This is a genomic window from Sandaracinobacteroides sp. A072 (genome assembly GCF_052616365.1).
Genome location: NZ_JBQXGU010000005.1, coordinates 113090 through 124686, shown reverse-complemented (window position 1 = coordinate 124686; position 11597 = coordinate 113090). Strand labels below are relative to the sequence as shown.

The following is an 11597-nucleotide window of genomic DNA, read 5'->3' as shown; positions in this document are numbered from 1 at the left end:
GGAATATGAACGGAGGCGCCATGGCCTGACCCAACAGACCTAAACCGCAACCCGTCCACCAAAGCGGGTCAACTCCAACTCCAACTCCAGTCATCGCCGGGGCGCAGCTCAGGCACCAGGACCTGCGCAATGTTTTCAAGCGACTTTGGCAGGTCTAGCTATGTTCAGCCTTATCCCAAGTGTTTCTTTTCCATGCCCTACAATCCGAGCCATGGCCTTGCACACACTACCTGAGATACCCGCATCAGAAAGCGCTTCATGGACTTCGGATGCTAGATCAGCAGGAATATACCCTAACAGGTTTCCCTTGTGCTTCACCGTTATCGCATTCGCGTCATAGGGGTTGGATGTTTCAGAAGCCAATTTAACCAAAAAATCCCTGCTGTTATTAATCCCAAGGCTCTTGACTGTATGCTTGATCGAACCTTGGTTTTTTGAAGTTCCTGCCACTTTAACGTCAAACTCACCATCACCTCTTAAGCGTCGGGTCCTGTCTGGATTGGAAGGCTTTCTGATTGGCTTAGCTTGGGTTTGTTGCCTCCCGAACAGTGTCTTCAAAAAACCGAACATATGTTCCCCTTTCAACAAGTTTGCACACTCAGGTTGTGCTGTCACATTTTCAAATGCAACCTTCATCTAAAACTTGTCATAGAGTTTCCAGTTCCCAGTTTGCCGCGAAGATCGAAGGCCAGCGGCCAAGAATCCACCCAAGCCCCACCCCGCATATCTGAGAACGATTCGGGCGCGACAGCTTCTAAGGGGTGCACGTCAAGATACTTCTCTACACCATGCACGATCGTGAGGATGTCATTTCCGAAACCCTGCGGGCAGGGGTCCGCGGTTTCGTGCTGAAATCAGAAACGGAGCAACATCTGATCGCCGCGCTCGATGCGCTGTCCATCCGGAAACCCTACTTCTCCGGCGCGGTTTCAGAGACCCTGCTGAACAGATATCTCGAATCCAAGCCCCAACCCGGCTGCAGCAGCCTGACTCATCGCGAGCGGGAAGTGGTTCAGCTGATTGCAGAAGGCCGGATCAACAAGGAAATCGCTGGCCTGCTGAGCATAAGCATCAAAACCGTCGAGACCCACCGGGCAAGCGCGATGCACAAGCTCAATCTCAGGACAACCGCAGATCTTGTGCGCTACGCCGTGCGCAACAATATCGTCCAGGCTTGACCGCCGGCAGAGCGCGACAGCGGTGAACGCCGTGCCGGATGGCTGGCAGAACTGCCAGGGCTCCCGCCAAACCACAAAAAGTCCTGGCATGACACCCTGATATCATCCAGCAGGGCGGCAAATCACTTTCTGACAAAAACAGAATTTCAAGCAGACCTTGTCTGGCAACCGTGGTCACAGGCCAGGTTTCGGTCAGCATGACCGGCAGCCCGGCCTATTCCCTACTGGTTCATGCTGGCGAAGAAATCCTCGTTGGTCTTGGAATCCTTCATTTTGTCGAGCAGGAATTCCATCGCGTCCACCGTGCCCATCTGCATCAGGATCCGGCGCAGCACCCACATCTTCGACAGGATCGCCTTCTCAACCAGCAGTTCTTCCTTGCGCGTGCCCGATTTGCCCACATCCATCGCCGGGAAGATGCGCTTGTCGGCCACCTTGCGGTCCAGCACGATCTCGGAATTGCCGGTGCCCTTGAATTCCTCGAAAATCAGCTCGTCCATGCGGCTGCCCGTGTCAATCAGCGCCGTGGCGATGATGGAGAGCGAGCCGCCCTCCTCGATGTTGCGGGCCGCGCCGAAGAAGCGCTTCGGCCGCTGCAGCGCATTGGCATCGACACCGCCCGAAAGCACCTTGCCCGAAGACGGCACGACCGAATTGTAGGCCCGCGCCAGGCGCGTGATCGAATCGAGCAGGATCACCACGTCGCGCTTGTGCTCCACAAGCCGCTTGGCCTTCTCGATCACCATCTCGGCCACCTGCACGTGGCGGGCCGCCGGCTCGTCAAAGGTGGAGGAAATCACTTCGCCCTGGACGGACCGCTGCATGTCCGTCACTTCCTCGGGCCGCTCGTCGATCAGAAGAACGATCAGATAGACCTCGGGGTGGTTGGCGCTGATCGCCTTGGCGATGTTCTGGAGCAGCACCGTCTTGCCGACCCGCGGCGGCGCCACGATCAGCGACCGCTGGCCCTTGCCCTGCGGCGCGATGATGTCGATCACCCGGGACGACTTGTCCTTGTTCGTCGGGTCCGGATTGTCGAGCTTCAGCTTCTCGTCGGGGTAGAGCGGCGTCAGGTTGTCGAAGTTCACCCGGTGGCGCAGCACTTCCGGGTCATCGAAGTTGATGCGGTTCAGCTTCACCAGGCTGAAATAGCGCTCGCCGTCCTTCGGGGCGCGGATCTCGCCTTCCACCGTGTCACCGGTGCGGATGCCCCAGCGGCGCACCATGGCGGGGGGCACATAAATGTCATCCGGGCCGGCCAGATAATTGGCATCGGCCGATCGCAGGAAGCCAAAGCCGTCGGACAGAACCTCGACCGTGCCGCTTCCGGTGATCTCCTCCCCGGATTCCGCCTTGGCTTTCAGGATGCCGAAAAGCAGGTCCTGCTTGCGCAGCGTGCTCGCCTGCTCGACCCCGAGTTCCTCGGCCATGGCCACCAGTTCAGCGGGGGTTTTTTTCTTGAGTTCGATGAGATGCATGAACGCTTTCTGGAAAGTTGACGCCGGGCGCGGGCGCGCTCTTCAGGCGGAAAGCCGGGTTTCCGGACGGAACCCTCTGGTGCAGCGCTAGAACCGCAGACCGGATGCGGTCAAGGGGCTTGTTGCGGGCTTGTTGCACAATCTTGCCGCGATTGGCGGCAGCATGGCAAGGCAATAACCTGTTTATCACCTGACGGAAAGCCCCTGTGCCTTCCGGCCAGGAAGTCTCCTCCCCCCTGACGAACGCAGGAAACCGCCCGGAAAATCCTCAGAAAGGCTTCAGAACGGCCAGTGTCACCATCAGGATGGTGAAGATCGCCGGCACTTCGTTCCACAGCCGCAGCTTGCGTTCGGCGATCGGGCGTTCGCCCCGCGCCATGCGGCGGGCGGTGGCGACCATCCAGCCATGATAGGCGGAAAGCAGTACCGCCAGGGTGAGCTTGGCGTGGATCCAGCCGGCAGCCCGAAAACCATAGCTGGTGGCAATGGCAAGGCCGAGCACCCAGGCGAGAATGATGCTGGGTGTCAGGATGATGCGGCGCAGGCGGGTGATGCGCTCGTTCCACTTGCCGTCCTCGGCACTGCCGGGCGCTTCGCCGGCCTGATGGACGAGATAGCGCGGCAGGATGAAAAGGCCCGCGATCCAGAAGAAGGTGATGACCACATGCGCGGCCTTCACGGGCATGTACCAGGCGCCAAGCCAGCCGATGAGATTTTCCATTGTGCGATAATGGCGGGCCGGGCACGCACTTGGCAAGATGCGGCAATAGTCAGGCCGGCATGAACGACCGCTGAAACCCGCCCTGAAATACAGAACCCCGCGGCTCAAGCCACAGGGCGAGCCGCGGGGTCTGCCCCTCCCCCGGGGTTTCCGAAGTCCTGGACTCTCCTATACGTCATGAAACCGTCATGCAACGGGCCAGTTCACCTGCCCCGAAGCGTAGCCAGCAGCTGCTCCACATGGGCAATGGGGGTGAAACGGTCGATGCCATGGCCAAGGTTCAGAATATGCGGCCGCCCGGCCATGATATCCAGAATCCGCCTCAGCTCGCACGTCAGCGCCTCTCCGCCGGCCTTGAGCGCCATGGGGTCGAGATTGCCCTGCAATGGCAGCGTTTCCGGCGTGTTGGCGACAACCCAGGCCAGATCGGTGGATTCATCGATTGCAAGGGCCGAAACCCCGGTTTCGCGGGCATAGGCCGGGGCCTTTTCGCCCGCGCCCCTCGGAAAACCGATGATGGGCGTATGCGGAAACCGCGCCCTCAGGCTGGAAACGATCCGGGCCGTCGGCGCAATCACATGGCGCTCGAACCCGGAAGGCGAAAGGCTGCCCGACCAGCTGTCGAACAGCATCAGCGCATCAGCGCCCGCTTCCACCTGGCCTGCCAGATAGTCGATCGTTTCCAGCGTGATGGCCTCGATCAGCGCATTGAAGCGGGCCGGATCGGCATGCGCCATGATCCGGGTATCGGCCTGATCCTTCGAACCCTGGCCGGCGACCATGTAGGTCGCGACCGTATAAGGCGATCCGGCAAATCCCAGCAGCGCCTTTTCGGGCGCCAGGGCCGAACGCACCTTGCGAACCGTATCCCAAATGGCCTGATAATGGTGCCGCGCCGGTGTCAGGCTTTCAAGCGTCGCATCCGCCAGCCGTGGCGAAAGACGCGGGCCTTCCCCTTCGGCAAAGCGCAGGTCCTGGCCCATGGCATGCGGCACGATCAGGATATCGGAAAACAGGATTGCCGCATCGAATCCGAAGCGGCGGATCGGCTGCAGCGTGATCTCGCAGGCGGCGTCGCTGTCATAGACAAGGTTGAGGAAGCTGCCCTTTTCGGCGCGCAGGGCACGATATTCGGGCAGATAGCGTCCGGCCTGGCGCATCAGCCAGACAGGCGGCGGTGAAAGCGCCTTGCCGGCCAGGGTTTCAAGGATGGGCGATCGGACAGGTTCGGTCATGGTTTGCCTGTCTAATGGCCAAGCTGCCCGGGCGCCACTTTCCTTTTGATAGAAGATATAAATGAAAAAGGTGATGGTGATTGTAGTGCTGTGCGTAACGGGGATTGTTGCTTATCAACAGCGCTTTCCACAGGCTGATACGGCCACAAGCGCCTTGGGAATCACGCGGAATCCCGTTCATGCACGGGCTGTGGATGAAGCCTGGCCCATGATTCACAGGCTGATAAGCGCTTCACGGCATGGGCATCGAGGCCCCGGGATTCCGCTTGACGCCATGGCCCTCCTGTTCCGCTACAGGCATCAAGCCGATTCCCGGAGGTTTTTCCCGCGACTTGTCCACAGCTCTGGCAAGCGGCCGGCATGGGCGGCAATATGGGCAGCATGACCAGGCTTCACCTTCATCTCCTGTCGGATTCCACGGGTGAAACGCTCGAAAGCCTTGTGAAGGCGGGGCTTGCGCAATTTGATTCCGTCGATGCCGTGAAGCATTTCTGGCCGATGGTGCGATCGGAAGGCCATCTCGACCGCGTGCTCGACGAAGTGGCGCGCGTGCCCGGCCTTGTCCTTTATACACTTGTCGCACGCCCGGTGCGCGAGCGGCTGGAAGCACGCTGCGCCGCCCTAGGGCTACCGGTGATCGCCGTGATGGATCCGGTGATCGAGGGCCTGGAACGGATGCTCGGCATTCCAGCACGTGCCCGGCCCGGTGGCCAGCACCGGCTGGATGAAGCCTATTTCGGCCGGATCGAAGCCATCAACTGGACCATGGAACATGATGACGGCCTGCTGCCGCAGGAATGGGAAGCAGCCGATCTCGTTCTTCTGGGCGTATCGCGCAGCTCCAAGACACCGACGTCCGTCTATCTCGCCAACCGCGGCTACAAGGTGGCGAACATGCCGCTGGTGCCGGGTGCTGCACTTCCCGAAGCGGTTCTGGGCCTGAAACGCCCGCTCATCGTCGGGCTCACCGTTTCCGCCGAACGACTGGCGCAGGTGCGCCGCGCCCGCCTGCTTGGGCAGGACATGGGCGGCTTCTCCTCCAGCTACACCGACCCGGATCGCATCGCCGAGGAACTGGCGAACGGGCGCCGCCTGTTCGCCGACAGGGGCTGGCCGGTGATCGATGTGACCCGGAAATCCATCGAGGAAACCGCAGCCGAACTCATCAACATGCTGAGCATGCGCGAAAGCTGAACATGGCTGTCCGGCCCATGATGCCGGGCAAGCAAAAAAGCGCGAAGCTGCGGTCTTGCTCTTGGGCGTCTGTCGCGCCACCATCACGGCATGAAAATCCGCGCACTCGCCCCGGCCTTCCTGGCAGCCGCCCTTCTCGCCCAGCCCGCCCTGGCGGCCGATGACGGAGAACAGGCCTTCCGCTCGCTCTTCCGCGAACTGGCCGAAACCAACACCACGCTATCCTCGGGCGATTGCACCAAAGCCGCAAGCCAGATTGCCGCGCGCCTCAGGGCCGCCGGCTATCCGGAAAAGGATGTCCACCTCCTCGTCGAGCCGGATCATCCCCGCGAAGGCTCGCTTGTCGCCATTCTGCCGGGCCGCGATCCTTCGCTGAAGGCCATTCTTCTTCTCGGCCATATCGACGTGGTCGAGGCCAAACGCGAGGACTGGACCCGCGATCCCTTCGCCTTCATCGAGGAAGACGGCTTCTTCTTCGGCCGTGGTGTCGCGGACGACAAGGCGCAGTCCGCCATCTTTGCTGACAGCATGATCCGCCTGAAATCTGCAAAGCCGCTGAAGCGGACGGTAAAACTTGCCCTGACCTGCGGCGAGGAAACTTCGGGCGCCTTCAATGGTGCGCAATGGCTTGCCAATAACCGACGCGAGCTTATCGACGCCGAATTCGCCATGAACGAAGGCGGCGGCGGCCGCGTTCGCCCCGATGGCACGCCCGAACTGCTGTCGATGCAGGTGGGCGAAAAACATTATCAGGATTTCGTGCTGGAGGTGACGAACCCCGGCGGCCATTCCAGCCGCCCCGTGCCCGACAACGCCATCTACCATCTGGCCGGCGCCCTGAAGGCTGTCGAAGCCCACCGCTTCCCCGTGGCGCTGAATGACACCACACGCGCCTTCTTCCTGAATGCCTCCCCCATGTTCCCGGCGCCCATCCGCCCGCACATGGCCGCCATTTCCCGGAACCCCGGGGATGAGAATGCCAGCGCCGTCCTTGCCATGGACCCGACGCTCAACGCCATGCTGCGCACCACCTGCGTCGCCACACAGGTGGAAGCCGGCCATGCCCAGAATGCCCTGCCGCAGCGGGCGCGGGCCAATGTGAACTGCCGCATCATCCCCGGCGAAACGATCGAAGGCACACGCGCCGCGCTCGAAGCCGTGATCGCCAACCCGAAGGTGAAGGTCAGCGCCAACGATAACCGCAATCCGCTGGCCACCCAGCCACCGCTGAACGACCGCATCCTGAAACCGGCGCTCGCGCTTGCCGAAAGGCATTTCCCCGGCGTTCCCCTGCTGCCGATGATGTCCACCGGCGCGACCGACGGGCCGTTTCTGGCTGCGGTCGGAATCCCCGTCTATGGCGTGCCCGGCCTGCTCTACGAAGCTGATGGCGGCGGCGTGCATGGTCTCAACGAACGGATCCGCGTGAAAAGCGTCATGGATGGCCGCGCCTATCTCCACGCGCTTCTGAAAGCCTATGCCGATGAATAGATTTCCGCTGTCTGTGCACGACACTCTCTTGACGCAGGTGAATTTTTTGGCTGCAACCTATTTGTAATGTCAATGAAATCCCTTCTGGCGCTTGCCTGTCTTTTCGCTGCTGCCTGCACATCCGAAGAGGGGGCCGCGCGCTCCGGCAATGATGGCAAGGCGGAAACGGTCGAAGCCCGCGTCGAGCGGATCCTGTCGACCGTGCCGCTTGCCGATGGGCACAATGACTGGCCGATCGCCCTGCGTGGTGCCTATGGCCTCGAAGGCGCGCTGAAAGCGGACCTCTCCGCCGATCCGGCCACACGCAAGACACCGGGCCATACAAGCATTCCGCTCCTGCGCCAGGGCAGGGTAGGCCTCCAGCTCTGGTCGGCCTATGTTCCGGCCAGCCTTCCCCCCGAAGAGGCCGTGCGGATGACATTCGAGCAGATCCGCATTGTCCGCTCCTTTGCGGAACGCCACCCGGAAAGTTTCACTCTGGTCACCACGGCCGATGAAGCCGAAGCCGCTTTCAAGTCAGGCCGCATCGCCAGCTTCATCGCGCTGGAAGGCGCCCACCAGATCGCCGACGATATCGCCACGCTGCGCCGCGCGCATGCAGAAGGCGTGCGATCAATGACCCTGTCGCACAGCCGCCCCACCGCCCTGTTCGACAGTGCAACCGCTGATCCGCGCCACAATGGTATTGCCGCGGGAGCTGCCGAGATGATCGCCGAAATGAACCGCCTTGGTGTTCTCGTCGATCTTTCCCATGTTTCGCCGGCTGTCATGCATGCGGTGCTCGATATCACGCGGGTGCCTGTCATCTTCTCTCACAGCAGCGCGAAGGCGATAACGGGCCACCCCCGCAATGTCCCTGATGATGTGCTCGCCCGCATGAAGGACAATGGTGGGGTGGTCATGGTCACCTTCGTTCCGGCCTTCATCGATCAGGCCCGCGCGGACTGGCAGATCAGGCGGGATGCGCAGCGCCTCGTCGCCGGCCAGGGCGCGCAGGGCGAAGCCCGGATGGCGGAATGGGACAAGGCAAACCCCCGGCCCGTCAGCACCCTTGCCATGGTGGCCGATCATATCGACCATGTCGCCCGCGTTGCCGGTCATGATCATGTCGGCCTTGGTGGCGACTATGACGGCATACCCGACCTGCCCGTGGGTCTTGAAACCGTTGCGACCTATCCGGCTCTTCTTGCCGAACTGGCGAGGCGCGGCTGGTCGGATGCCGATCTCGCGAAACTGGCCGGCGGCAATTTCCTCCGCGCCCTTCGCAGTGCCGAGGCCTCCTCCAGCGAGAACGGCAACTGAGCCTTGTTCCCGGGAGCAAACGGATCCACCGTTACCCATCGTTTTTCCGATAAATTAATAATATCAATACTTTTTATATCTCTTACTCTGCTCGTTTTCCTGTACTGGCTGCATGATCCTCACAAGCTTGCAGGCACCGAAAGCAGAACCCAACTCGAATTCGTGCGCCTTTTCGATCTCAACGGAGAGGGCAACATTCCTGCCTGGTTCAGCTCCTTCCTGTTCATCCTCGCGGCCTACAGCGGCGTTGAACTCGGCAGGGAAGACAGGGGGAATGCCGGCCGCATTCCGATGCGGATCGGCTGGAGAGCGATGGCAGGTGTTTTCCTTTTTCTGTCGCTTGATGAAACAGCGGGGTTGCACGAAGCGATAGGTCGTTATTTCTCGATCTTCGCCGATGGCCTTCCCATTTACGCCTGGACCTTCTTCGGTGCAGCCTTCGCCGCACTTGTGGGGCTGATGTTCCTGCCCTTCTTCCTTCGACTTCCGGCCGTGACCCGCACGGGGCTTGCGCTCTCAGGCCTCGTGTTTCTGGGGGGCGCTGTCGGTGTGGAAAGCATTGGCGCAATCGTTGATATCCGTGGCTGGGACCATGCCCCCAGAGGATTTTCATGGACCCGCGCCATCGCGCTGGAGGAAGGCATGGAAATGGCCGGCGTGATCATGCTGATCGCAACACTCCGTCACTATCGTCGCATGCTCGCCAAGCGGCACTGAGGATGCAACGAACTCAGCTTTCCCCGCCGGGCTTCAGCCCTGCAGACGCGCTATGATGCTGTCCAGCTGGTCAAGATCGGAAAAGCGGATCGAAACCGTCCCGTGACTGCCCTTGGCATCGATCAGCACCTGAACGCCCAGTGCATCGGACAATTGGGCTTCGAGCGCCTCGAGATCGCTATCCTTGTTGCGAGGACGGCCGCCCTTTGATGGCTGACCCTGCCTGCCACGCCCTGCCCCGTCCTTCCGGGCGAGCTCTTCCGCCTGTCGCACCGTCAATCCGCGCTCGACGACCATGCGTGCCAGTGCAAGTGGATCGGTGGCGCCCATGATGGCTTTTGCATGGCCTACGCTCAGACTGCCAGTCTTCAGCATCTCCTGTGCTTCTTCGGGCAGGTCCAGAAGGCGCATCAGGTTTGCGACATGGCTCCGGGCTTTGCCGGTCAGGGCAGCCACCATTTCCTGTGTATGGCCATATTCGCGGACGAGCCGTTGATAGCCCTGTGCTTCCTCGAGCGGATTGAGATCAGCCCGCTGCACATTCTCGATCAGGGCTGCTTCGAAACTGTCCATGTCGGACAAGGGCCTGACAACAACCGGGATCTCATGCAGGCCCGCCATCTGGCTGGCTCGCCAGCGCCGTTCACCAGCCACGATTTCATAGCGCCCGTCGTCCAGTGGGCGCACAAGGATGGGTTGCAGCACGCCCTTCACCCGGATGGAATCGGCCAATTCCGACATTGCCATTTCTTCGAACTGGCGGCGCGGCTGGTTTGCGCACGGCTGGATGAGTGCAACAGGCAGCATGCTTGTCTGTTGCGTTTCGGCTGAAGACGGGCCCGGCCCCATTTCTTCAAGCAGGGCGGAAAGCCCCCGCCCCAGTGCCTTTTTCGGTCCTGCCATATTGTTCTTCGCTTTCCTGTTATCGCGCCTGCTGTCACGCGGCCTTGGCGGCCGTTGTCATCATCTCACGCGCGAGCGCCATATAGGCTTCAGAGCCCGGGCAACGCACATCATAGACCAGGGCTGGCACACCATGGCTCGGCGCCTCGGACAACCGCACGTTGCGGGGGATCATCGTTTCAAACACGCGTGTTCCAAGGGCGGCCCTCACATCCGAGGCGACCAGGTCAGAGAGGCGGTTCCGCTTGTCATGCATGGTGAGGACAACGCCCTCGATATCGAGCCGGGGGTTCTGTCTGGCCCGTACCTGCTCCACGGTCTTCAGAAGCTGCGAAAGACCCTCCATGGCGTAGAATTCGGTCTGCAGCGGAATCAGCACGCCATCGGCGGCCACCAGAGCATTGAGAGTCAGCAGGCTCAGCGATGGCGGGCAATCGATGAAGACATAGTCTGTTGGCGGCAGTTTCTGGATGGCGGCCTTCAGCCGGCCGGTGGGGTTCAGTTCGCCCACCAGCTCTACTTCGGCACCGGCCAGCGCATCTGTTGCCGGAATGATCCTTAGTCCGGGAATCATTGTTTCCTGCGCAGCGCTTGCTGCCAGCGCCGGCTCATGAAGGATTTCATAGCTCGACGGAGTGCGCTTGTCGCGGCCGATGCCCAGCCCGGTCGAAGCATTCCCCTGCGCGTCGAAATCGATGAGGACGACACGCTGGCCCACTGCTGCCAGCGCCGTGGCAAGATTTACGGCGGTTGTTGTCTTGCCCACGCCGCCTTTCTGGTTCGCCACAGCTATTGTCCGCATCATCGCCTCTTCACTTGGGTTGCCACGAGGATCCGCGCTTCCGCATCGGTCATGCTCGGGTGGGTTTCCAGCTCGAAGCTGAACTGTTTGCGTGCGTCCTCGACTTCTTCGGACCAGCGCCTGCCCTTTGGGTAGATATGAATGCCGCCTGGCCGAACATGCCGGATTCCCCAGTCAAACAGATTTGCAAGTGGAGCCGCAGCGCGGGCCGTCACCACTTCGACCCCGAGTGTCGGAAGCGTTTCGACGCGGCCGTTGATCACTGTTACGCACTCCCGCAAGCTTAGTTCATCGCGCACAGCTTCGAGAAAGCGGCATTTCTTGGCGATTGAATCGACGAGAAGGAACCGCCCCCAATTCATGGCAGCGAGAACCATGCCGGGAAATCCGCCCCCTGCTCCGATATCCATCCACAGGCGAGCTTTTGGGACGAGCGCCGAAAGTTGGGCGGAATCGGCAAAATGGCGCCCCCAGATATCGTCGAGCGTGGCAGGTCCGACCAGATTCATGCGCTGCTGCCACTCACGGATGAGGCGTTCATAGACATGGAGACGATCCATTGTTCCACGTGGAACG

The 11597-nt window shown here is 61.1% G+C and carries 12 protein-coding genes; 5 read left to right on the top strand and 7 right to left on the bottom strand.

What is annotated here, in order from left to right:
- Positions 1–135: 135 nt before the first annotated feature.
- A complete protein-coding gene (locus ACUJ46_RS12355) occupies positions 136–636 on the bottom strand; it encodes an HIRAN domain-containing protein (RefSeq protein ID WP_445390798.1) in 501 nt (166 codons plus the stop codon).
- Between the two features lie 209 nt (positions 637–845).
- Between ACUJ46_RS12355 and ACUJ46_RS12350 the strand changes: the two genes are divergently transcribed.
- A complete protein-coding gene (locus ACUJ46_RS12350; protein ID WP_445390797.1) occupies positions 846–1178 on the top strand; it encodes a response regulator transcription factor in 333 nt (110 codons plus the stop codon).
- A gap of 221 nt (positions 1179–1399) precedes the next feature.
- Here ACUJ46_RS12350 and rho read toward each other — a convergent pair whose 3' ends face one another.
- The 3 genes from rho to hemE form a co-directional block, all read right to left on the bottom strand.
- Positions 1400–2656 (bottom strand): transcription termination factor Rho, encoded by a 1257-nt coding sequence (gene rho, locus ACUJ46_RS12345; protein WP_445390796.1) that lies wholly within the window; start codon positions 2654–2656, stop codon positions 1400–1402.
- A 268-nt stretch (positions 2657–2924) separates the two neighbouring features.
- The gene (locus ACUJ46_RS12340; RefSeq protein WP_445390795.1) at positions 2925–3377 is read right to left on the bottom strand and encodes a CopD family protein; all 453 of its coding nucleotides are present in this window, start codon (positions 3375–3377) and stop codon (positions 2925–2927) included.
- 203 nt (positions 3378–3580) lie between these two features.
- Positions 3581–4612, bottom strand: a complete 1032-nt coding sequence (gene hemE, locus ACUJ46_RS12335) for a uroporphyrinogen decarboxylase (protein WP_445390794.1) — start codon at positions 4610–4612, stop codon at positions 3581–3583.
- A gap of 381 nt (positions 4613–4993) precedes the next feature.
- Between hemE and ACUJ46_RS12330 the strand changes: the two genes are divergently transcribed.
- From ACUJ46_RS12330 to ACUJ46_RS12315, 4 genes are all read left to right on the top strand, one after another.
- Positions 4994–5806, top strand: a complete 813-nt coding sequence (locus ACUJ46_RS12330; RefSeq protein WP_445390793.1) for a pyruvate, water dikinase regulatory protein — start codon at positions 4994–4996, stop codon at positions 5804–5806.
- A gap of 90 nt (positions 5807–5896) precedes the next feature.
- The gene (locus tag ACUJ46_RS12325) at positions 5897–7297 is read left to right on the top strand and encodes a M20/M25/M40 family metallo-hydrolase (RefSeq protein ID WP_445390792.1); all 1401 of its coding nucleotides are present in this window, start codon (positions 5897–5899) and stop codon (positions 7295–7297) included.
- 66 nt (positions 7298–7363) lie between these two features.
- Positions 7364–8599, top strand: a complete 1236-nt coding sequence (locus tag ACUJ46_RS12320; protein WP_445390791.1) for a dipeptidase — start codon at positions 7364–7366, stop codon at positions 8597–8599.
- Positions 8600–8761: 162 nt separating this feature from the next.
- Positions 8762–9316, top strand: a complete 555-nt coding sequence (locus tag ACUJ46_RS12315; protein ID WP_445390790.1) for a hypothetical protein — start codon at positions 8762–8764, stop codon at positions 9314–9316.
- Between the two features lie 33 nt (positions 9317–9349).
- On the opposite strand, the gene ACUJ46_RS12310 is transcribed toward ACUJ46_RS12315, so the two are convergent.
- From ACUJ46_RS12310 to rsmG, 3 genes are read right to left on the bottom strand one after another with little or no spacing between them, the layout of a single operon-like run.
- The gene (locus ACUJ46_RS12310) at positions 9350–10219 is read right to left on the bottom strand and encodes a ParB/RepB/Spo0J family partition protein (protein WP_445390789.1); all 870 of its coding nucleotides are present in this window, start codon (positions 10217–10219) and stop codon (positions 9350–9352) included.
- A 34-nt stretch (positions 10220–10253) separates the two neighbouring features.
- A complete protein-coding gene (locus tag ACUJ46_RS12305; protein ID WP_445390807.1) occupies positions 10254–11021 on the bottom strand; it encodes a ParA family protein in 768 nt (255 codons plus the stop codon).
- Positions 11021–11581, bottom strand: a complete 561-nt coding sequence (gene rsmG / locus ACUJ46_RS12300) for a 16S rRNA (guanine(527)-N(7))-methyltransferase RsmG (protein ID WP_445390788.1) — start codon at positions 11579–11581, stop codon at positions 11021–11023. Before rsmG ends, ACUJ46_RS12305 begins: the two co-directional genes overlap by 1 nt.
- Between the last annotated feature and the right edge of the window lie 16 nt (positions 11582–11597).